19 protein-coding genes and 1 tRNA gene are annotated in these 22,483 nt (G+C 62.3%); 16 read left to right on the top strand and 4 right to left on the bottom strand.

Annotated elements, in window-relative coordinates; translation table 11 throughout:
- Window positions 1-169 precede the first annotated feature (169 nt).
- The 14 genes from kaiC to OKA05_RS04020 all read left to right on the top strand — a co-directional run bounded on the left by kaiC (window position 170) and on the right by OKA05_RS04020 (window position 15,346).
- Complete coding sequence (gene kaiC / locus OKA05_RS04085) at window positions 170-1,891, top strand: circadian clock protein KaiC (protein WP_264485827.1); 1,722 nt, start codon at window positions 170-172, stop codon at window positions 1,889-1,891.
- A complete protein-coding gene (locus OKA05_RS04080; RefSeq protein ID WP_264485826.1) occupies window positions 1,888-2,178 on the top strand; it encodes a circadian clock KaiB family protein in 291 nt (96 codons plus the stop codon). Before kaiC ends, OKA05_RS04080 begins: the two co-directional genes overlap by 4 nt.
- Window positions 2,175-4,349: a PAS domain-containing hybrid sensor histidine kinase/response regulator gene (locus tag OKA05_RS04075; protein WP_264485825.1), complete on the top strand. Its 2,175-nt coding sequence runs from the start codon at window positions 2,175-2,177 to the stop codon at window positions 4,347-4,349. Before OKA05_RS04080 ends, OKA05_RS04075 begins: the two co-directional genes overlap by 4 nt.
- 122 nt (window positions 4,350-4,471) lie before the next feature.
- Window positions 4,472-4,855, top strand: coding sequence for a response regulator (locus OKA05_RS04070; protein WP_264485824.1), 384 nt, complete (start codon window positions 4,472-4,474; stop codon window positions 4,853-4,855).
- 127 nt (window positions 4,856-4,982) lie between these two features.
- A complete protein-coding gene (locus OKA05_RS04065; RefSeq protein ID WP_264485823.1) occupies window positions 4,983-6,740 on the top strand; it encodes an NADH-quinone oxidoreductase subunit G in 1,758 nt (585 codons plus the stop codon).
- Window positions 6,741-6,752: 12 nt separating this feature from the next.
- Window positions 6,753-8,012, top strand: coding sequence for a complex I subunit 1/NuoH family protein (locus tag OKA05_RS04060; RefSeq protein WP_264485822.1), 1,260 nt, complete (start codon window positions 6,753-6,755; stop codon window positions 8,010-8,012).
- Between the two features lie 11 nt (window positions 8,013-8,023).
- Entirely contained in the window at window positions 8,024-8,590 is a 567-nt protein-coding gene (locus OKA05_RS04055) for a NuoI/complex I 23 kDa subunit family protein (protein WP_264485821.1), read from the top strand.
- Between the two features lie 30 nt (window positions 8,591-8,620).
- The gene (locus OKA05_RS04050; RefSeq protein WP_264485820.1) at window positions 8,621-9,040 is read left to right on the top strand and encodes a four helix bundle protein; all 420 of its coding nucleotides are present in this window, start codon (window positions 8,621-8,623) and stop codon (window positions 9,038-9,040) included.
- 27 nt (window positions 9,041-9,067) lie between these two features.
- Window positions 9,068-9,625: an NADH-quinone oxidoreductase subunit J family protein gene (locus OKA05_RS04045; protein ID WP_264485819.1), complete on the top strand. Its 558-nt coding sequence runs from the start codon at window positions 9,068-9,070 to the stop codon at window positions 9,623-9,625.
- A gap of 3 nt (window positions 9,626-9,628) precedes the next feature.
- Window positions 9,629-9,946 (top strand): NADH-quinone oxidoreductase subunit NuoK, encoded by a 318-nt coding sequence (gene nuoK / locus OKA05_RS04040; RefSeq protein ID WP_264485818.1) that lies wholly within the window; start codon window positions 9,629-9,631, stop codon window positions 9,944-9,946.
- A 40-nt stretch (window positions 9,947-9,986) separates the two neighbouring features.
- On the top strand, window positions 9,987-11,798 hold the full coding sequence (nuoL, locus tag OKA05_RS04035) for an NADH-quinone oxidoreductase subunit L (protein ID WP_264485817.1): 1,812 nt from the start codon (window positions 9,987-9,989) through the stop codon (window positions 11,796-11,798).
- Window positions 11,799-11,801: 3 nt separating this feature from the next.
- On the top strand, window positions 11,802-13,265 hold the full coding sequence (locus OKA05_RS04030; RefSeq protein ID WP_264485816.1) for a complex I subunit 4 family protein: 1,464 nt from the start codon (window positions 11,802-11,804) through the stop codon (window positions 13,263-13,265).
- A 43-nt stretch (window positions 13,266-13,308) separates the two neighbouring features.
- The gene (locus OKA05_RS04025; RefSeq protein WP_264485815.1) at window positions 13,309-14,784 is read left to right on the top strand and encodes an NADH-quinone oxidoreductase subunit N; all 1,476 of its coding nucleotides are present in this window, start codon (window positions 13,309-13,311) and stop codon (window positions 14,782-14,784) included.
- A gap of 85 nt (window positions 14,785-14,869) precedes the next feature.
- The gene (locus OKA05_RS04020; protein ID WP_264485814.1) at window positions 14,870-15,346 is read left to right on the top strand and encodes a hypothetical protein; all 477 of its coding nucleotides are present in this window, start codon (window positions 14,870-14,872) and stop codon (window positions 15,344-15,346) included.
- A gap of 36 nt (window positions 15,347-15,382) precedes the next feature.
- Here the strand turns inward: OKA05_RS04020 and OKA05_RS04015 are convergent, their stop codons facing one another.
- Window positions 15,383-19,132, bottom strand: coding sequence for a chemotaxis protein CheB (locus tag OKA05_RS04015; RefSeq protein WP_264485813.1), 3,750 nt, complete (start codon window positions 19,130-19,132; stop codon window positions 15,383-15,385).
- A gap of 578 nt (window positions 19,133-19,710) precedes the next feature.
- On the opposite strand from OKA05_RS04015, the gene OKA05_RS04010 reads away from it, so the two are divergent.
- Window positions 19,711-20,199, top strand: a complete 489-nt coding sequence (locus OKA05_RS04010; RefSeq protein WP_264485812.1) for a hypothetical protein — start codon at window positions 19,711-19,713, stop codon at window positions 20,197-20,199.
- Between the two features lie 20 nt (window positions 20,200-20,219).
- On the opposite strand, the gene OKA05_RS04005 is transcribed toward OKA05_RS04010, so the two are convergent.
- Window positions 20,220-20,528, bottom strand: a complete 309-nt coding sequence (locus OKA05_RS04005; protein WP_264485811.1) for a hypothetical protein — start codon at window positions 20,526-20,528, stop codon at window positions 20,220-20,222.
- A 28-nt stretch (window positions 20,529-20,556) separates the two neighbouring features.
- A complete protein-coding gene (locus OKA05_RS04000) occupies window positions 20,557-20,970 on the bottom strand; it encodes a hypothetical protein (protein ID WP_264485810.1) in 414 nt (137 codons plus the stop codon).
- Between the two features lie 76 nt (window positions 20,971-21,046).
- Between OKA05_RS04000 and OKA05_RS03995 the strand changes: the two genes are divergently transcribed.
- Window positions 21,047-21,119: transfer RNA gene (locus OKA05_RS03995), tRNA-Ile, on the top strand.
- 18 nt (window positions 21,120-21,137) lie between these two features.
- Here OKA05_RS03995 and OKA05_RS03990 read toward each other — a convergent pair.
- Complete coding sequence (locus tag OKA05_RS03990; RefSeq protein WP_264485809.1) at window positions 21,138-22,442, bottom strand: MFS transporter; 1,305 nt, start codon at window positions 22,440-22,442, stop codon at window positions 21,138-21,140.
- Window positions 22,443-22,483 lie beyond the last annotated feature (41 nt).

The following is a 22,483-nucleotide window of genomic DNA, read 5'->3' as shown; positions in this document are numbered from 1 at the left end:
CATCCGCAGCGGAAGCATCCCCGAATTCAACCTGTCGCCGTAGTTTGCCTGTCCCGCTGATTCGGCGCGCGGGCAGTGAGCTATTCAGGATCTCTTCTTGCTTTGTAGGTTCCCTCGCGTCTATTGCCACCGATTGGGGGATTTTTTTTACCTCCGGCGACGACCCTTAATGAAATCAACCATAGAACCCGCAGCTGATGCGTCCAAGGCGCGCACCGGCATCGCGGGCTTCGACGAGATCACCCATGGAGGGCTGCCCCATGGACGGACCACCTTGCTGGTCGGCGGTCCTGGCTCCGGCAAAACCATCATGGCCTTGCAATCGCTGGTCAATGGGGTGCGACTTTACAACGAGCCGGCGATCTTCGTGGCTTTCGAGGAGGACACGAAGCGCATCCTCGCCAATGCCAGGAAGTTCGGCTGGAAGCTGGCGGAGCTGCAAAAGAAAAAGCTGTTCTTCCTCGACGCCCAACCGCCCTTCGACCTTTTTCAATCGGGAGATTTCGACCTTAGCGGAATGCTTGCCGCCTTGGACTCCAAGGCGAAAGAGATCAACGCGCGGAGGATCGCCTTCGACGCGATCGATGTCGTGCTCATGCTGCTTGAAGACCCCGCGGCCCGGCGACGGGAGATCTATCGGCTGCACGACTGGCTGCTGGACCGGGGATTCACCGCCATCATGACGGCGAAATCCGGTGACTACGAGCGCGGCGGGGAAATCGAGGCGAGCATGGGCTTCATACAGTTCATGGTCGATTGCACGGTGGTGCTCAACCACGAGGTGGTTCAGGGAGTGTCGCAGAGGAACCTGCGGGTGGTGAAATACCGGGGCTCGCCGTTCTCGGAGAATGAATCGCCGTTTTTGATCGGTTCGGACGGCCTTGAGGTTTCGGGAGCCCGGGGTCTGGGCGATCAAAGCGAACCAGATCTACCTGTCACAGGGGAGCGCGTGTCAAGCGGTGTGGCCCGGCTCGATGCCATGCTTTGCGGAGGCTATTATCGCGGCGCGAGCGTGCTCGTCACCGGCGTTCCCGGCACCGCCAAGTCCACCTTGGGAGGATGCTTCGCGGAGGCGGCCTGCCTACGCGGCGAGCGTACGCTGCTCGTCAGTTTCGATTCGGATGCGAACGAGATGGTCCGCAACCTCTCTTCCGTGAACATCCGTCTGGCACCCCACGCGAAGAAGGGCATGCTCCGGCTGGTGTCGGCGCGGGCCGTCACGGGCAGCGCCGAGATCCATTTGATGCGGATCAAAAAGCTCGTCACCGAACACCGCGCCCGCTGCCTGGTCATCGACCCGATTTCGGCACTTTGCAATTCGGGCAATGAGGTCACCGCGCACGGCGTGGTGGAACGATTGATCCACTGGACGAAAACCTCGGGGATCACCATCATTTGTACCAGCCTGCTCGACGACGCCGGGACCCAGATGGGAAGCACGCCGCTCGAAGTCTCGACCATCGCGGACACGTGGATCCACTTGAACTATCTGGTCCATGCCGGCGAGCGAAACCGCGGCCTTTCCATCGTCAAATCCCGCGGCACCGCCCATTCCAACCAGGTGCGAGAACTGATCCTGAGCGACACGGGCGTCACGCTCGCCGACGCCTACACCGCCGGAGGCGAGGTGCTAATGGGCACTCTGCGTTGGGAAAAGGAGCTCGCTATCCGAGTCGCCCACGATGAGGCCGAGGCCTCGAAGGAGCTTAAACAGGTCACGCTCGAATCCGAGGAGGCGCTGATCGAGGTGCGGCTCAAGGCGGTGCAGCTCGAGCTCAAGGTGAAGCGCGCGGAGAAAGTCGCACTTACCCGCTCGACCACGGACCGCTCCAACGAGCGGGCCCGGGGCCAGAGCCACTTGCAGGAGCTGAGAGGAGTGGACGAGACATGAGCGGGCCCGCCCATTTCAAACTGCGGCTTCACGTCGCCGGGAACGCTCCGAATTCCGCGCGGGCCATCGCCAACCTTCACGCGCTTTGCCAGAAACATCTGCCGGAGCGCCATGAGATTGAAATCGTGGACGTGCTCCGCGAACCGGGCCGGGCGCTGGCCGATCATGTGCTGATGACGCCTCTGCTCGTGAAGCTTTCACCGGCACCGGTGTGCAAGATCGTCGGCAACCTGAGCGAGACCCCCCCCGTCCTTGAAGCGCTGGGGCTACCTTCCTTGACCCGATGAAATTATATCCCGCCGCGGTGACGGAGGAATCCGCCGAGGAGATTGCGACCCTTGTCCGCCAGCTCCATGAAATCCAGCAACGTCTCCGCTATCTGACCGGGGGGGAGGTGGACGCGGTAACGCATCCGGACGGCCAATCCTATCTTTTGCACGAGGCGCAGGAGCAACTGCGGACCAGCGAGGAAGAGCTGCGAAAGCACCAGACCGAACTGCGGGTCCTCTTCGACTATCTGCCCGCGATGATCGTCTTCAAAGATACCGGTAATGGGATACTCAGGGCAAACAAGCAGCTCGCGGAGACCGTCGGAATGTCCGTGACGGAGATCGAAGGGAAATCAGCGCATGAAATCTTCCCCGTCGAAGCGGCTAAATACTTCGCGGACGATCGGGAAGTGATCCGTTCGGGGACGCCGAAACTGGGAATCGTTGAGACGATGCACGACAAGGAGGGCCGGGAAATCACAATCCAGACGGACAAGGTCCCGGTTTGTGACGGAAGCGGGATGGTGACCGGAGTGGTTGTCATGTCGGTGGACATCACCGAGCGCCGGCTTGCGGAGTTAGCGATCCTCTTCAACGAACAACGATACCGCAACCTGGTGGAAGCCACGACCGCGATCGTCTGGGACACTCCCGCTTCGGGGGAATTCCAAATGGAGCAGCCCGGGTGGAGCGCCTTCACCGGTCAAAGCTTCGGAGAGTATCGCGGCTGGGGCTGGCTGGAGGCCATCCATCCGGACGACCGGGCCGAGACCGCGCGAATCTGGTCTGCCGCCGTTGCCAGCCGTTCCATCTACCAGGTGGAACACCGGCTCCGCGCGAGCGATCACAGCTACCGCGATATGGTCGTGCGTGCCGTGCCCATTCTCGCGTCTGACGGGACCATCGTCCAATGGACCGGCATCCACACCGATGTGACGGAGCGCAAGCTGGTCGAACAGCAGCTCTTCCGGGCGCAACGAATGGAAGGCATCGGCACGCTGGCCAGCGGCATCGCCCACGATCTGAACAACGCGCTCGCGCCGATCATCATGGCACTCGACCTGTTCAAGATGAGGTTCCCCGATCAAGCCAGCCGGGAATTGATCGAAACCGTGGGCACCAGCGCCCGCCGCGGGGCGGACATGGTCGGGCAGCTCCTCTCCTTCGCCCGCGGCGACGAGGGACGGCGTGTGGAAGTGCGGCTCACGGAGGTTCTCGGGGAGGTCGCGAAGATCGCCAACGATACGTTTCTCAAGACCATCCGGGTGCGGTCGATCTTCCCACAGGATCTCGGGACGGTCACAGGCGATCCCACCCAGCTCCACCAAGTGCTTCTGAACCTCTGCGTCAACGCCCGCGACGCCATGCCCGACGGCGGCAAGCTCACCCTCTCCGCGGAGAACATCCAATTGGACGAACACTCTGTCGGATTGAACCCCGAAGCCAAGGTCGGCACTTACGTTATGCTCCAAGTTGAAGACAGCGGCGCAGGGATGCAGTCGGAGCTGATCGAAAAGATCTTCGACCCTTTCTTCACCACCAAAGAGGTCGGCCAAGGCACGGGCCTCGGCCTCTACACGTCGCTCGGCATCGTCAAAAGCCATGGCGGCTTCCTCCGCGTCCGGAGCGATCCGGGCAGGGGCACATGCTTCCAAATCTATCTCCCCGCGCGGGACGAGGTGTCTTCCGATCATGCGGAGGAAATCGCCGCCGAGATCCCGCGGGGTGCGGGCGAGCTGATCCTCGTCGTCGATGACGAGGAGGCGGTCCGCCGGCTCACTCGCCTGACGCTCGAGGCCTATGGCTATCGGGTTATCCTCGCGTCCGAAGGAGCCGAGGCGGCGACGATCTATGCCGCAAGCCACGGAGAAATTGCCGCCGTTCTAACTGACGTCATGATGCCGGTGATGGGGGGGGCGGCCTCCATAAAGGTGATGCGCCAGATCAACCCATCCGTGAGGATCGTTGCCGCGAGCGGCCTGGCGGAAGGCTCCCCATCGGCGGACGCTTGCGGCCCCGGCGCGTATCTCTCCCTGCCAAAGCCCTATACCGCCGCAAGTTTGCTCAAGGCAATCCGGGCCGTGCTTCACCCTGCCCCATCTCACAAACTGCCGTATCAGCATGAAGATCGTGGAGTCCAGCGCGGCCAGTGCTCCGGCGATCAGCAAGAAAGTGTCATGAACGGCTGACGATTCTTCCTGCTCTGCCATCCTTCCGTCCTTGCTCCGGGACGCGACAGCGCCACCGGCCCGGCCACCGATCGACGCAAGATTTTCCCCCGCACACTCGCTGCCTCACATCTTCCAATCCGATGAATCCGAAATCCTATCTTCTCATCATTGTTGACAATGAATCTTTTCTCGCCGTCCTCGAACAGACTTTGAAAGGGGAAGGCTATCCTGTAGCCACGGCGGCGAACGGCGAGGAGGCGGTGGAGCTGGCGAAGAACAAGCAATTCCAGGTAATTTTGATCGACCTGGTGCTCCCGGGAAAAGGCGGCTTTGAGATCATCGAGACCCTGAAGGATTGCCTGCCCGAGGTTCGAATGATCGCCATGACGGGCGGCTTGAAAGGCCGCTCCGACTCCTTCCTGCGGATGGCGGAGAAGATGGGGGCATGCCGAACGCTAGCGAAGCCATTCTCGAAGGAAGAACTGCTCAATGCCATTGAGGGGAGAGTCGCCGGTCCGACGTAAAGCGCGGAGGAGGAAAAGCCGGATTCCCGGGACTTTGTGAAATTTTTCACAAAGTGCGCTTGCCGCTCGCCGGGGTGTTTTTCATAGTCCGCCCCGCCTCGGGTCTTCCCGTGCCCTTCCTTGCCCCATGAGCGATCAAGCCGCCACCGCCGAAGCCAAGCTTCCGAAGGATCTCGCCGCCGAAAAAGGCCTGGTAAACGTGCAGATCGACGGGGTCTGGCTCCAAGTCCCGCGTGGGATGCGGATGATCGAGGCCTGTAAGCTGGCGACGCAGGAAGTCCCGCACTACTGCTACCACCCGAAGCTTTCCGCACCGGGAAATTGCCGGATGTGCCTCGTCCAGATGGGCATGCCGCCGCGTCCGGCCCCCGGCCAGGACCCGACCTACGACGCCGAGGGCTACGTGCCGATCGGCTGGATGCCCCGCCCGGTGATCGCCTGCGCGAATACGGTGGCGGAAAACATGGGCATTCGCACCACCGGGGAACTGGTCGAAAAGTGCCGGGAGGGCGTGATGGAGTTCCTGCTCATCAATCACCCGCTGGACTGCCCGATCTGCGACCAGGCCGGCGAGTGCCGCCTGCAGGAGTTTTCCGTGGAACACGGGCGCGGCGAGTCGCGCTTCGTGGACATGAAGGTCAAGAAGCCGAAGAACGTGGACATCGGTCCGCGGGTCCGGCTCGATGACGAGCGCTGCATCATGTGCAGCCGCTGCATCCGCTTCATGGATGAGGTCGCCGATGACGCCGTCCTGGGCTTCACCCAGCGCGGCACGCACACCACGCTGACGGTCCACCCAGGGCGCAGGCTGGACTCGAATTACTCTCTCAATACCGTCGATATCTGTCCGGTCGGGGCATTGACCTCCAATGACTTCCGCTTCCAGATGCGGGTCTGGTTCCTCAAGGAGACCAAGAGCATCGATGTCAACTGCGGCACGGGCGCCAACATCACCATATGGACGCGCGGCAACAAGATCCACCGGATCACCCCGCGCCAGAATGACGACGTCAACTCGACGTGGATGCCGGATTCGCACCGGTTGAACTTCCATTACATCGATGGCGAGACCCGCCTGACCGAGCCGATGATCCGGGCCGGCTCCAGCCACCAGACGAATTCGTGGTTCCACTCAATTCGCACCACCGCGGAAGAGCTGAAGAAGTTCCAGGGCGGCGAGATCGCTATCATTGCGTCCGCCCGCATGACCAATGAGGAGCTTTTCCTCGTGCATGGGCTGGCCAGCGAACTCGGTACCGGGCAATTCACCACCGTTCCCCGCACCGGCGAGAGCGACGGCATCCTGATTTCCGAGGACCGCAACCCGAACACCACCGGCGCGAAGCTGGTCTGGCAGACGCCCGATCCCCATGGCGGCCTGTTCGCCATCCGCGAAGGGGTTCGGTCCGGTGCCATCAAGGCGCTGCTGGTGCTGGGCGAAGACCTCTTCGAGGCCGGATTCACCAAGGAAGATCTTGAGAAGCCCGCCTTCATTGCCTCCATCCAGCTTCTTGCCGGTGCGACCGCCGAGGTCAGCGACGTGGTGCTTCCCGGTGCGGCCTTCTCCGAGAAGCGCGGCTCGATGGTCAATGTCACCGGCCGCCTCCAGCGTCTCAACCGAGCCGTCGAACCTCTGGGCGATGCGAAGGACGACTGGGAAATCCTCCGCGATCTCATTCTGGCGCTCCAAGGAGCGAACCCGACCGATGGCCCCGCGATGATCGAGGATGTCTTCAAGTCGATGGCTGCAAGCGTCACCGAGTTCAACGGCCTCTCGCTCTCGAAGATTGGCGATCTCGGCCAGCCAGTCACCGAAACCGGCGTGAAGATCCCGCTGCTCGAAAATGAACGCGCCCGCAAGGCCGCCGGCCTGATCAACGGCTAATCACCCGCTTCCATGGATCTCGTCTCCCTACTTGTCATCCTCGCCAAGGTCATCGGCCTCACCTTCATGGTGGTGCTGCCGCTGGTGCCGATCTCCGTTTATTTCGAGCGCCGCTTTTCCGCGATCATCCAGGACCGCGTCGGCCCGAACCGGGTGGGCGTCCCGCTCACGCTGTTTGGCGCCAAGAAGGATTTCTCGTTCTTCGGCCTGATCCAGCCGATGGCGGACGGCGTGAAGCTGTTCCTGAAGGAGGACTTTACCCCCTCGCACGTCCGCAAGGCCTTCTACTGGCTGGCCCCGGCATTGACGGTGATTCCGGCGTTGGTGACCGTATGCGTCGTTCCCTTTGGTGGTGACATCGTCGTGAATGGTCAGGCCCACAAGCTGGTCATCGCTGACCTGGATGTCGGGCCGCTGTTCATCTTCGCGATCTCTTCGCTGGCGGTCTATGGCATCACGCTCGCCGGCTGGTCTTCGAACTCGAAGTTTCCCTTCATCGGTGGGGTTCGGTCGATGGCGCAGATGATCTCTTACGAGATCGCCCTAGGCCTATCGGTCGTGCCCGTGCTGCTGTACTACGGGGATCTCAACCTCTCGAACATCGTCGAGGAACAGTCCAAGAACGGCTGGCTGCTGCTGCCTCTCTGGGGCGAATCCGCTCCATGGAACAACGGCGGCGACTACACCGCCTGGCTGTTCTGGATCCCGGCGATGATCGCCTTTGTGATCTTTACCACCTCGGTCTTCGCGGAGACCAATCGCATGCCCTTCGACCTTCCGGAGTGCGAGACCGAACTCGTGGGTGGTTATCACACGGAATACTCCTCGATGAAGTTCGCCATGTTCTTCATGGGTGAATATGCCGCCATGGTGATTGGCTCGGCGATGGTCGTGACGCTGTTCCTCGGCGGCTGGTCACTTGGCCCGTGGTTCGACAACTGGGCGGCAGGCCTTGCGATCGGGTCGGTGAAGATCGGCGGGCTCCTGAACATGGCCGTCTTCATGGGCAAGCTGGTGGCCTTCATCCTCTTCTTCATCCTCGTCCGCTGGACGGTGCCGCGGTTCCGCTATGACCAGCTCATGCGCCTTGGCTGGGTGATCTTCTTCGAAGCCGCCCTGATCAATGTCTTCCTCGCCGCGCTGGTCATTGCCGCGCCGCAATTCGGTGCCGCCATTACCGTCGGCGGATTGGTCGTCCTGGCTATCGTCACCGGGGCCCTCATCTGGGTGCTCAAGGTATCCGAGAAGAAATCCATCCCGGTCTCCATCTAACTTTCCCACCCATGGCCGTCGTCAAAGTCACACGTCCGAAACTGAACGCTGGGGAGAAGATCTACCTCGGCGCAGTCATAAAGGGCTTCTTCATCACGATGAAGCACGCCGTCGCCTCGCTGCGCGGCAAGACCCGCGGATCGAAGGCGATGGAATCGTCCGGTCTCGGCATCACGATGCAGTATCCCGAGCAAAAGTGGGACGAGCATCTGCCAGAGCACTACCGCGGCGCACCCGCGTTGGTCACCGATGAGCAGGGCCGCGAGCGCTGCGTATCCTGCCAACTCTGCGAATTCATCTGCCCGCCGAAGGCGATCAAGATCATCCCGAGCGAGATTCCATCCGATGACCCGTGGGCCAAGGTCGAGAAGCGCCCGTTGGAGTTCGATATCGACATGATCCGCTGCATCTACTGCGGCATGTGCGAGGAAGTCTGTCCCGAGCAGGCGATTTTCCTCCGCAAGGACTACGCGATCACCGGCTTGAAGCGCGCCGACATGGTGCACGACAAGGAGAAGCTCTACGAAATCGGCGGCAAGCGCGTCGGCCTCGTTAACAAGTGGAATGAGCTGAAGTGATTGGGTTGATTTAGATAATTGGGAAATTGAGTGATTGAGGAGATGGCAGCGGAACCGGCGAAAACATTCGAAGATCTGGAGGCGTGGAAAGCGGCTCGGGAACTACGCGTGTTCGTGTTTCGCAGGGTGGTTCCCGAACTGAGACAGCATCGTGAGTTTGATCTTATGGATCAGATCAAACGTGCTTCGCGCTCTGTTGGGAACAACATCGCAGAAGGCTACGGTCGCTTCCACTTCCGCGACAATTACCGCTTCTGTTCCAATGCCCGCGGTTCTCTTGCGGAAACACTCGATCACTTGATCACCTGCAACGATGACGATCTGATTTCTGCCGAACTCCTGGCCGAAGGACGCGAGCTCTTTGAGCAAGCGTTAAAAGTCCTCAACGGCTACATGCTCTGGCTGAAGCGTTCCGCCGACCCTGCGGGTCACTCCCGAGACCCCAATTAACCGAATTTACCCAATCTCCGAATTTCCATGCCTTTGGTCTTATTCTGGTTCTTCGCGGTCGTCATGCTTGTCGGCGGCATCGCGGTGGTATCGTTGCGAAATCCGGTCGCCTCGGCCTTGTCGATGGTGGCTTCTTTTGTCGGTCTCGCCGGCCTGTTCATCGGTCTGAACGCTTTCTTCGTCGGGATCATCCAGATCCTCGTTTATGCGGGTGCAATCATGGTGCTGTTCATCTTCATCATCATGCTCCTCGACCTGAAGATTGAGGAGAAGCGGGCACCGAAGCTCGCCCCGCTGCTGGGCGGACTGGGCATCGTGCTGGCCTTCACCATCCAGCTCATCGGCATCCTGTCCAAGACTCCCGATGTCGAATCGAAGCCTCTCGATCTTACCATCGCCTCAACCCATTTCACCCACAGCAGCCCGGGCATCTCGACCAAGCTGGCTGCCGGCCACCTGCCTGACGTCAACCTGATCGGCGACATCCTCTTCAAGGGCTACAACCTGCCGCTGCAAATCGTCGGCGTGTTGCTTCTCGTCGCCACCATCGGCGTCGTCGTCCTCTCCAAGCGCCAACCGACCTGAGCCATGGCCTCCCTTCACGACTATCTTCTCGTTTCCGGACTGCTGTTCGCCATCGGCCTTAGCGGCGTGGTGCTGCGGCGGAACATCATCGTGGTCTTCATGTGCCTCGAGCTGATGCTCAGCGCCGCGAACCTCACGCTGGTGGCTTTTTCGCGCTTCCACGGTGCGAACGGCCTGCCGGACTACCATGGCCAGATGCTGGTCTTCTTCGTGATCACCGTTGCCGCCGCCGAGGTGGCGGTGGGCCTAGCCATCATCGTCGCGCTCTACCGGGCCCGGCAGACGATCAGCACCGACGGCCTCACCAGCATGCGCGGCTGAGGCCACCGGCAAATCTTCAATCGACAATCTTCAATCGACAATGGCCTGGGTCCTCCTGTTCCTCCCGCTGATCGCCGCCGCGGCGAACCAGCTTTATCTCAAGCGGAACGCCTTCATCGCGTCGATGGTGTCGGTCGTCTCCGTCGCGGTGACGTTCGGCATTTCGCTGATGCTGCTCGGCAAGACCGATGCACCCAAGCCGATCGATTGGCTCAGCGTTGGCGACTTCCATCTCCAGATCGGCATCACCTTGGACAAGCTGTCCACCGGTATGATGATCGTGGTTACGGGCATCGGCTTGTTGGTTCACATCTTCTCGTTGGCCTACATGGCCGACGACAGCGCCAAGGCGCGCTACTTCACCTGCCTCTCGCTCTTCATGTTTTCGATGACCGGCATCGTGCTGGCGTCGAATTTCATCATGACCTTCATGTTCTGGGAGCTGGTCGGCCTCAGCTCCTACCTGCTGATCGGTCACTGGTATCAGAAAGCCTCCGCCGCAGATGCCGCCAAGAAAGCGTTCATCGTGAACCGGGTGGGGGACTTCGGTTTCATGATCGGCATCCTAATGCTGTGGGGCATCACCGGTCACCTCGGCTTCGCTGGCATGAAGGAATGGGCCGCTGGTGGTGGATTGGCCACGGTTTCGACCGGTGTGCTGGGTGCCGCGCTGCTCTGCGTCTTCTGCGGCGCGGTCGGCAAATCCGCCCAGATGCCGCTCCACGTCTGGTTGCCGGACGCGATGGAAGGCCCGACCCCGGTGTCCGCGCTGATTCACGCAGCGACGATGGTGGCGGCCGGCGTTTACATGCTCTTCCGCGTCCAGCTCTCGATTGGAGCTGAAGCCTTCGATAACTTCTCCGGCGAGACCATCGCTTGGATCGGCGGCATCACTTCGCTGTGCGCCGCGCTGATGGCGACCCAGCAGAACGACATCAAGAAGATCCTCGCCTACTCGACGCTGTCGCAGCTCGGCTACATGGTGATGGCCGTGGGTCTGCTCGCGGGCGAGGCCGGCATGTTCCACCTCTTCACCCACGCTTGGTTCAAGGCGCTGCTCTTCCTTGGCTCCGGCGCAATCATCTACGCCTGCCACCACGAGCAGGACATCTGGAAGATGGGCGGGCTGTTTAAGAAGATGCCATTCACTGGCCTCACCTTCTTGATCGGCACCGCAGCGTTGATCGCCGTGCCGTTCGTCACTTCCGGTTTCTACTCAAAGGAAGAAATCCTCGCCGCTGCCTATGGGGGCAACAAGTGGCTGTTCGGAATCGCCGTCTTCGTCGCCTTCCTGACGACCTTCTACATGACCCGCGCCTTCGTTGTCACCTTCCTTGGAAAGACCCGTTCCGACAATTCCGATCACGCCCACGAGGTGGGGCCGCTCATGTTGCTTCCTTTGATCCTGCTAGCGGGCATGGCAATCGGCTCCGCTTGGCTTACCGGCCCGCTCAATGCGATGGATCCCCGGGTTCACGCCCATGGTCATCATGAAGGTCACTCGATCATTCTCGGCGCATCCATTGGGTCCCTGGTGCTCGGCCTGATCGCCGGCTTCGTCCTCTACAACGGCAAGGAACGCGATCCGATTTCGATCCCCTTCTTCCGCGATCGCCTCAAGATCGACGCCTTCTACGACAACGTCATCGTCCGCTACTTCCAGGACGCCTTCGCGGCCGTCGTCCACTTCTTCGATGAGTTCCTCATCAATGGCCTGATCGTCGGTGGCTTCAGCCGCCTGGCGGAAAGTTTCGGCGGTCTGTTCCGCCGGGTCCAGTCGGGCAATCTCCAAGGCTACGCGTTCGCTTTCGGCATCGGCGTCATCCTCGTCATCTACTTCACCGCGTTCTGAGCCATGCTCCTCGTCCTTGTTCTACTTCCTCTGCTGGCGTTCGTGGCGATGCTCGCCGGTGCGCCCGCGCGCAAGGCTGCCATTGCTGCCGGTGTGGCCAATCTCGTGATCGGACTCTGGGCCGCGACGTCCTGGGAAAACGCCAAGCTATGGTCGATTTCGCTGCCCGTTCTTGAAAAGCCCGCGCTCCACCTTGCGCTCGGCTTCCAGGACGGCATGAGCCTGATCATGGTGCTGCTGTCTGTGATCGTCACGCTTGCCGCGCTGCTTTCCGGCAAGGCCCCTGAAGGCCGCGAGACACTCTACTACGGCTCCTCGCTGCTGATCTCTGCGGGCGCCATCGGTGCCTTCGCCGCTACCGACCTGTTCTTCTTCTACGCCTTCCACGAGCTCGCGCTGATCCCGACCTTCCTCATGATCGGCATCCTCGGTCGCGGCGACCGCAAGGATGCGGCTTGGAAGATCACCATCTACCTCGGCCTCGGCTCGATCGTCCTGCTCGCCGGCCTTGTCTGGCTCGCCAACCTTGCCGGCACCTTCGACATCCCGACGATGGTGAAGGCGGCGAATGAAGGCTCGCTCAAGATCGATGCCGCCTCGCAGAAGGGCATCGCCGGACTGCTGATCGTTGGCTTCGGCGTGCTGGTCTCGCTGTTCCCATTCCACTCTTGGGCCGCTCCGGCCTACGCAAGCGCTCCGGCTCCGACTGCCATGCTGCATGCGGGCGTGCTGAAGAAGTTCGGCCTCTATGGTCTGCTCCGCCTTGCCATCCCGCTGGTTCCCGAAGGTCTCAACGCTTGGCTCGTCCCGCTCTGTGTGCTGCTGCTCGGCAATATCCTGTGGGTGGGCCTCGTGACGATCAGTCAGAAGCGCCTCGATGGCATGCTCGGCAATTCGTCGGTGATGCACATGGGCTACATCTTCCTCGCCATCGCCGCGCTTGCCGCGGCGAAAGCTAATGGCCAGGTCAACGACCTCGCCGAGCCGGCCGCGGTGCTGCTGATGTTCGCTCACGGCGTCTCGATTGCCATGCTCTTCGGCCTCGCCGATCGCATCGAGCGCAACACCGGCACACTCGAGCTTTCCGACCTCGGCGGCCTTGCCAAGTCCGCGCCCGGCCTCGCCTTCCTGTTTGGCATGGTCGGCATGGCGTCGATCGGCCTGCCCGGCCTCGCCAACTTCGCGGGCGAAGTGATGGTCTTCCTCTCGTCCTTCCAGAACTACGATCCCGCCGTCGGCCTTGGCCCGGTGCAGATCACCTGCATCCTCGCGATCTGGGGTGTGGTCATCAGCGCGATCTACATGCTCCGTGCCTATCGCCGGATCTTCCAGGGCGAAAGCGTCCGCGCCACCGATGGTGCCGCCGACCTGACCCTTGCCGACCGCATCCCGGCGCTGCTCCTCGCGGTCGCGCTGCTCGCCGTCGGCCTCTACCCGAACCTGCTCCTTCAGTTTCTCAACAAGTGATTTCCACTGATCACCGGTCACTGATCACTTTTCGCTTCTTCCCATGCCCGCCTACTACCTCGAAGCCCTGACCGTTTTCCTCGGCCTGCTGTTGCTGATGGTCGAAGCCTTCGGTCCCAGCAAGTCGAAGAAATTCGTCGGTTTCTCCGCCGCGGCGGGTCTCGCGTTCATCCTGGTCTTTTCGTTCTTCGCCATCGGGCCCGACGACAAGCCGGATGCCACCTGGGCGAAGTGGCCGCTCTGGAACTTCTACGCCTTCGACTGGCTTGCCCGCTTCTACAAGGGCTTCGCGCTGGTCACCACGATCCTCGTGGTGCTAATGTCGATCGATTTCCGCTCGATCCTCTCGCGCTTCACCGATGACCCGGGCTCGGAAGATGGCACCGGAGAATACTACGCGCTCCCGGTCTTCGCCTGCGCGGGTATGATGTGGATGGCTTCCGCGAAAGACCTTGCCGGTGCCTTTGTGGCGCTCGAGCTGGTCACCATCACCTTCTACATCCTCGTCGCCTTCCTACGCCGCAATGTCGGCTCGCTCGAGGCAGGCGTGAAGTATCTCATTCTCGGCGCGCTCAGCACCGGCTTCCTCGTTTATGGCATCGCGTGGATCTACGGCTCCACGGGCACGATGAGTCTCGAACAGCTGCCATCCGCGATCTCCCAGCTGCCATCCACGACGCCGCTGCTTTTCGGCATCGCCCTCATTCTCATCGCCCTCGGCTTCAAGATCGGCGCGGTGCCGATGCAGGTCTGGATCCCTGATGTCTATCAAGGCGCGCCGACTCCGACCACCGCCTTCCTGTCCGTTGGCTCGAAGGCCGCGGGCTTCATCCTGCTGATCCGCTTCCTTGACCCGTTGCTCCAGGCCAATTCACCGGTGGCCGCCCAGGTCACCCTGATGCTCGCCATCATGGCCGGTGCCACGCTGCTCTTCGGCAATCTCGCCGCCATCGCGCAGACGAACTTCAAGCGGCTGCTTGCCTACTCGTCGATCGCCCACGCAGGCTTCCTCGTGCTCGCGCTCGCTGCCTGGAAGGCTCCCAGCATCTCGGGTCTCAGCTCGATCCAGACCGTATCGTTCTACCTCGCCACCTATCTGCTGATGACGCTCGCGAGCTTCTTCGTGCTGGCGCAGGTCCGCATCCAGACCGGCTCCGAGCAGATCGACGCCTTCAATGGCCTCGGCAAGCGCAACCCGACGCTCGCCATCGGAGTGACCGTCATTATGGCAGCTCTCGCCGGCGTGCCGCTGACTGCCGGCTTCCTCGGCAAGTTCTTCGTCTTCTCGCTCGCGGTGGAAGCGAAGCTCTGGTGGGGCGTCGGCCTTGCCTTCATCGGTGCCGCCGCCGGCTTCTACTACTACTTCAAGATCATCCGCGCCATCTGGTGGGAAGCCCCCGCGGGCGACGCGAAGCCGCTGGTGCTGCCGGAGATTACGCGGACCTGCGTGGTTGCGTTGACGCTCGCCGTGCTCGTCTTGGGCGTCTGGCCGCAGCCGATCCTGTGGCTGATGGATTGAGGCGTGTGGACGTTCCGTCCACACTGTGTCGACAGGATGTCGACACCCCTTATCCTCGCGCATGGCTCAGTCTCACGCCCGGCGGATGAATTTGGTGGCGCTTGCGCTGCTGATCACGGCGCTGATCGCCTTCGTGGCGTTCCATTTTCTGGTTGTCGATTACGATTCAGATCCTTCGACCGTGGAGAAAACCCCTGAAAGGGGATGGGAGATCTGGTTAGAGCTCATCGGGTTCCTCAAGGACGCGGACTTCACTGAATTTCGCGGGATGATCGCAGCGGCTTCCTTTCTCTGCGCGACCCTCCTGGTGGTGTTAGCGCCGTTTCTGGTCCCTGTCCTGAAACGATCCCGGCTTGCATGGTGGGTGATTGTCCTTCCCGCGGGCATAGCCACTTGTGGGTTCGGAGGAATCGTTGGAGTCGACTTGCTCGATCCCTTGAATTCCTACGGTCCCGGAGTTCCGTGCCTCTTGGCCGCCTTCGCCATCAACTTCATCGGCCTCCTCTTCATCCGCCACGAAGCCGCGCCCGATCTGATGGCGGACGTTCCGCGGCCAACTTAACGAATGAAAGCGCCAAGCTTGGGCCGCTAGACGACTTCAAGCCCGCGCCCACAGCCACTCCTGCAGCAATTGGAGGTCTGCGGGCTTCACCAGATGCTCGTCGAAGCCGGCCTCCTTGGCGCGAGCCCGGTGCTCGTCGCTGCCGTAGCCGGTCATGGCCACCAGGAAGGCACCGTCCAATTCCGGGATCGCCCGCAGCGCCCGGGCAACCTCGTAGCCGTCCATCCCCGGCAGGCCGATGTCCAGCAGCACGACTTCCGGCAGGAACTCCGCCGCGAGGGCAAGGGCGGCTGGACCGGAGTGAGCGAAGCGGGTCTGGTGGCCGCGCAATTCCTGGAGCAGGGCCATTGTTTCCGCCGCATCCACATTGTCATCCACGATGAGCATGCGGAACGAACGTTCGACCGCCGGTGCTGCGCACGGTGGCGGCGGAGCGGAACGGCCGGGCAAGATCGGCAGGCGCACGACAAACTCGCTGCCGTGGCCCAAGCCATCGCTGTGCACCTCAACGCTGCCGCCGTGCAAGGTCACCAGCCGCTGAACCACCGTGAGCCCGATTCCCAGCCCGCCGTAGGCGCGATCCGACGCGCGGGTGGCTTGTACGAAGAGATCAAAGATGTGCGGCAACAGCGCGGGCGCGATGCCTATGCCGTTGTCGCGGACCCGGACGATGACCTGCGGCGACTCATTGCCTTGCCCCGGCACAAGCTCGGCGGTGAGCCAGATCTGGCAGCCGGAGCCGCTGTATTTGCATGCGTTGCCCAGGAGATTGCCGAAGACCTGGTCGAGCCGCGTGGCGTCGCCGTTGAGGAAGACCGGCTCGGTCGGCAAGGTGATCGTGAGCTGCTGGCCGTGCGCCTCGATCGCTGGATTCGCAAGGCTTGCGGCAGCGCTGAAGACCGCTTCCAGCGACACCACTTCCTTGCGCAGCTCGATCTTGCCCTCAGTGATTCGCGAGATATCCAGCAGGTCGTCGATCATCCGGGTCATGTTTCCCACTTGGCGGGCGAGAATCCCCTGCGCGTGTTCGCAAGCCGCCGCAGGGGCACCAGGCGTTTGCAAGATTTCCGCGGCATTGCGCAGCGGGGCCAGCGGGTTGCGCAGCTCGTGGGCAAGCATGGCGAGGAACTCGTCCTTGCTGCGGTCCGCGCGAACCAGCTCCGAGGCGTGCGCGGCCAACTCGTCCTCGTGGGCGCGACGGCCGGTGATGTCCTCGATCGCCAGCACGATGAGCTGGTTCTTCCCGCTACCCTGCACGAGGCGGCGGGCGTTGAGGAGCATGATGCGCGGGCCGATCTGCTCGAAGGTATGCCGCACCTCGAAGTCATCGATCACTTCCATTTGAGGCAGCAACTCCTCCAGCAGCACGCGCAACGCCGCGATGTTCCATTGGCCGTTTCCCAAATCATAGATGAGCCGGCCCTCGGTCTTTTCGTGCGTGACGCGGAAGGTTTCATAAAACGCGACGCTCGCCGTCTTCACCCGCAGTCCCGCGTCCAGCACCACCAGCGGACTGCGCATGCTGGCCACGATGCTTTCGGAATAGTCGCGCGCCAGAGCCAGCGAGTCATTGAGCTCGTTGAGCTCGACGTTGCGGTTGTTCAGCTCGTCATTGACGGTGGCGAGCTCCTCGTTGCTCGATTGAATCTCTTCCTTCGAGGTTTCCAGCTCCTCGTTGACACTTTGCATCTCCTCGTTGGCCGACTGCGCTTCCTCGTTGGCGGATTGCAGCTCTTCGTTGACGGTTTCCTGCTGCTCGATGACCGCCTGCAAGTACTCGCGGGTGGCGATCAGTTCTTGGGAGAGGCGGGAAATCTCCTCATGGCCCGTGGCTGAATCCCGTTGGGAGTTTGCCTCGTGCCCGACTTCCGTGGCGGGTGTTTGCCCTTCCTCGAACAGCACCAGGAAGCCGCCGGCGTTTGCCTCTCCCGGCTGGATAGGGATCACCTCGACCGCCAGCTCGCGAAAGCCGTTGCCGTCCTTCACCCGCAGGCCTTCCTCGCGCACCGGCCGCCCTTCCGCGGTCGCCCGCAGGATCGCTGCGCGGACGCTGACGAGCAGGCCCTCGCGCAGCATCTTCAGCAGGTTCAGGCTGGCCGCCCCGGCTGCGGGGGTGAGATAGGGACCGGTATCGCCGCGGAACTGCAAGATCTCCATCGCCGGGGAAATGATCACACCAGGCGGGGCATACTTGGTGAGCAGGACGCGCTCTGCCTCCTTGAGCAACTGGGCGCGCGGCGGCACCCGCGAGCCGGAGTGGTCCTCCGGGAAATGGTTGTTCGCCGTGGCCCCGTGCCAAGGCCGGAAGCGCGTGCCCGGCGGGCTGCCACCGGGCTGCCGCACGTAGATCTTGTGCCGCGCGTCCGCCACTTCGAACAGGGCGCGCGAGGTGCCCGCGGTCTCCGAACTGCCGAGCCACAGGAAGCCGCCGGGCTTCAACGCGTAGTGCAGCAGCGGCACGATCTGCTGCTGTAGCACCGGCTGCATGTAGATCAGCACATTCCGGCAACTGATGAAATCGACCCGCGAGAACGGCGGATCGCCCAGCACGTTGTGGCGTGAGAAGATGCAGCGGTCGCGGATCTGCTTGCAGATGCGGTAGCACCTGCTCTCTTCCACGAAGAACCTTTTCAAGCGCTCCGCCGGAACGTCCTGGGCGATGCTTTTGGAATAGATCGCCGCTCGCGCCGTCGCGATGCCGGTGGCATTGAGATCCGTGGCGAAAATTTGCATCGGCACGTCACTGCCCGCGGCCTCCGCGCACTCGGCGAGGGCAATCGCCAGCGAATACGACTCCTCGCCGGTCGAGCAGCCGAGCGTCCAAATGCGCAAGGGGTCCTGACGGGATCTTCCTTCGAGCAGCTTCGGGAAGACCTTTTCGGAAAGCGCGCCGAAAGCCTCGGGATCGCGGAAGAAGCTCGTGACGTTGATCAGGATGTCCTGGTAGAGCGCCTCGATCTCTTCCGGCGATTTCATGAGGTGGTCCTCATAGTCCTTCACCGAATCCATCTTGTGCAGCACCATGCGGCGGGTGATGCGGCGGTGCAGCGTGTTGGACTTGTAATGGGTGAAATCCACGCCCATCGCGCGGTTCACGATCTCCGCGATCCGCGCGTGGCCCGGCTCCTCCTCGATCGCCGCCCGGTCCGCCGGCGCGACGTAAGGATGGCGGGCGATCCGGGCAATCTCGCGGGCGATCTCGGCCGGCGGCAGTACGAAATCCACACAGCCGGATGCCACCGCGCTGCGCGGCATGCTGACGTGCTCCGCGCTCTCGTCCTGGGCAAAGGTAATGCCGCCCTCGGCCTTGATCGATTCCAGCCCGAGCGTGCCGTCGCTCATCGCGCCGGACAGCACCACGCCGATCGCCTTGTGCCCGCAATCCTCGGCCAAGGCGCGGAAGAACTGGTCGATGCCGTGGTGTCTGGCATTCCGTTCCTGCGGGAGCAGCCGCAGCTTGCCGCCCTCGATGATCAACTCGCAGCCCGGCGGGCTGACATAGACGTGGTCGGCTTCGACCTCGGGCTCGCCGCAGGCCTCGCTCACCTCGCACACCGGCATCTTCGTCGCGCGCGAAAGGATCTCCGCGAGACTGCTTTCACGCTCCGGCGCCAGATGCTGGACGATGACGAAGCCCATCCCCGTGTCCGGCGGCAATGCTGCGAGCAATTGCCGTAGCGCCTCCAGCCCTCCCGCGGAGGCCCCCACGCCCACCACCGGAAATGCTCCCGGCCCGCGGCCGATGGGCTCCTCGGCGGGGGAAGGGGTGGTAGGATCGACAGTCATGTCCCTGCACCGTGAAGGATGTTGACGACTTCCAAAAGAAGCAACTTTCCATCAGTCTCCGTCAAACATGCCCGCCTTGGCGAAGGCTCCGATAACTTCCGCGGCTCCAGCCCCTCGTGGGGAACGCCGCCGTCCTTCCCGCGTCTTCAGATCGGGAAGGACTTTCCTCTGGTGCGACTGCGTCCGCCACTCCGCTTTCGATGCAGGAGAAAATCTCGGGCGGGGACCGCTGGGACTTGCGCCGCCTTCGTAGCCTCCTTGGCTGCGTAGCGGTCGTCCTCGCCCATACACTTGACGGCCAGCAGATGGAAGAACGTGGCGGCGGATCGTCGGTCATCGTCTCCACCCTCGCGCAGCAAGTCCGCGATCTGCTGCCCAAGTTCCCACGCGCCCAAGGGAGGGAAGCAGGCGAGCCGGACGCGCCACACCGCCGGAGCGCTCTTATCTTAGGCCGGTAGGGCCTCCAGTGCGTCCCATGCATCCTGCCAGGGTCTGCGGTGAGGTCTTTCGATTCCCGCGATGATCGGCTTTCGAATATCGATTTCCCCGAGTTGGGTGTGACAGGCAGGATTCGTCTCATGAGTATGGCAAAGACGATGGTGGTGGCGTTGGCGCTGCTGGCTTGCTCGTGTTCGTATGACCGGAGTGATCACCCGGTCATCGGGGAGGTGGTGGGAAAGCGCTTGACCACGAAGCGTCCCACGGTGCTGGCGTGGGGATACACGCTGAGGGGCGGGTCGTTCTTGCTCGACTCGAGCAGGCCGATGCTGCGGCTCCACGATGCGGCGGAGTATGGAAAGTACGCGAAGTATCAGAATTTCGGAGCTGTCGAGCCGGTGGTGGCGCGCTTGCCCGCGGGGACGCCGGTGAAGATCGATTCGATCTATGTCTTCACGAGCGATAGCAGCACGGTGCTGACGGGCTTCGGAGTGATCGGCGAGGGTGATGCGGCGAGGGTGTTCTACTATCCGATGGGCCACTCGGGTGAGCTGGAGATTGCGCCGTGGGAGCCGCCGTTGCGGCCGGTGCACCGGAGCTATGATGTGGTTTATGAGAGGGCAGAGTGATAAGGGGGCGGGGGAGTTTGCTAGTTTTCAGTGTTAGCTTTTAAGAAGGTCTGAGGATCAATGACGTCTTGGGTGGTGGTTCGTCGCCGGGCGGCTGTGAGGGCGGCGGCGGCCACGAACTTCGGGCTGACGGGGAATGTGACCTCCACCTTGCCGTTGCTGTTCAGCTTGGCCTTGGGCTCGTCCGGTTGGATGGATGAGCGCCGGGGCCTGCCGGTGCCTTTCTTTCGCACCTTGGGCGCTTCCGCGATTCCGGCCTCGATGTCCTTTTCGGATCGTGCCCTGCTTTCGGCACTAAGGGCGCGGTCGAAGTGCTGAAATGCTTTCATGATCCTTCCCCTCCTCCTTACACAAGTTTCAATCCAGCGGCTTCCAGTCCGCATGAGCATCCTTCCACGCTCTCAGGTCGGACGGCGTGACCTTGGAGAGCTTCTTGTCCGCGGACTGGGTGGGGAGGGTGTCGCTCGTCTGGATAAGGCTCCCCGCGATCTGCTGGTAGTATTGCTGGGTGCTCTCTTTGATCGACGGATCTTTTCGCTCGGCCTCGGTCGTGATCGCCTCGGCAATGGTCCCGGGGTGCTTCGCGTTGACGGACCCGCGAAGGTCGGCCAGCGAATTCGTCAGCCTGCCCTTGGCGGTATTGTAGTCGTCGGTTTCAACGCACCGGCGACGGACCTTGCCATCCACCTTGCACACCGCGTAGAAGTTCCCGCCCCGATGACGAAAGAGGTTCTCAACCTTCGACCTGCTGACTTGCGCTTTCTGTTGCATGCCGTCGTGATTTGTTCTTGCGAAGGTGTGCAGAGAGAGAATGCACTAGGTGATCTAATCGGCGTAACTCATTGACGGGCCTGTAGCTCAGCGGTTAGAGCAGGGGACTCATAATCCTTTGGTCGTGGGTTCAAACCCCACCGGGCCCACCCTAGAAAAGGGTATCGTCAGGATGGCTCCGGGTCGTTCAAAGGAGCGGGTGAACCGGGGGCCACTTGGCGCTTCTCGACTGCGCGGATCAGTCCGAGGTAGGCCATGGTGCCGAAGAGATAGAGCACCGCGGTGGTCAGGAAGACTTGCCAGTAGGGGAGGTCGTGCGAGCGCAGGATTTGGAAGGTGCGGGCGGCCAGCCACCAGGCGCCGCTCCAGATCGCTCCGCTACAGGCACTGACCAGTTCGCGGTTGCGCTCGCCGACGTAGCTCATCGTGAGCTCGCTGGTGGAGGGGCCGGCCATGCTCATGAGGGGTTGGCGCAGGATGAAGCAGCCGATTGCCAATGGAAGTGCCCATGCGGCGGCTTGCTGAAGTTCGGTCAGGCCCATGGCGGCGAGCAGTACCACGGCAAATGATTGCACGCCGAGGATCGCGCCGCGCCAACCGAAGCGGCGCTTTACTTCCGGCACGATCAGCCCGGCGAAGAGCACCAGCACGTTGCTGATGGAGCCATAGGCGGAGTATGCCTTCGAACTCAGGTGGTGGACGTGGCTGAAAAACAGGTTGAGGAATTGGATGCTCAGCCCCGCTCCTGTGGCGATGCATAGCGTGGGCACCAGCGAGCGCATCAGGACCGGCCAATCCTCCCGGTGGACGTGCAGCCAATGGCGGGTCGCGCCTTTCTCCGCTACCGGCACGGGATCCGGCAGCCGCATGTAAAGGAGCGGAGCGGCGCAGGCCAGCACGCTCAGCACCAGCAGCGTGGCGTGCTCGTCGAAGATCAGCGTCGCGCCACCGAGCTCGATCCGGCCAATGGCTTGCAGCGCCGTGGAAAGCACACCCCCGCAGATGCTCGCCGCCGCCCAAGTCGCGAATTGCAGGCTCAGCGCCTCGCTCGATTGCTCCGCGGGCACCAGCCGCAAGGTCATGGGGAGGCTCGCCACATTCAGCAGCAGACCGGCGAATCCCATCGCGAGAAACGAGACGCTCGCCGCGCTCATCATTCCCAGCCGCACGGTTTCCAAGGCTGCCAGCGCCGACAGCGGAAAGAGGATCGAGCCCGCCAAAAGCGGCATCCGCAGTGGCTTGCCGCGCAACCAGAGGCCGGCGGGGATCGCAAGGAACAGCGTGGCCACGAACCGTTGCGAGCCCAGTGCGGCGATTTCCGGGTCATCCAGGCCGCGCTGCTTCAGGTAAAGATTCAGCAGCAGGAACTGCGCGGTGGTGATCAGATTGATCAGGAATTGTCCCGCGGCGAAGAGCACCACCGGCCGCGGCAAGGCACGGTATCTCTCCAACCAGGCAGGCAAGCGCGGCATTCCGGCGCTTTGATGAGCCGCGGTGACGGTCGAGGCAAGGG

Origin of the sequence: Luteolibacter arcticus (assembly GCF_025950235.1) — a bacterium.
GTDB lineage: Bacteria > Verrucomicrobiota > Verrucomicrobiia > Verrucomicrobiales > Akkermansiaceae > Haloferula > Haloferula arctica.
This window is presented reverse-complemented; position numbering and strand designations above follow the sequence as displayed.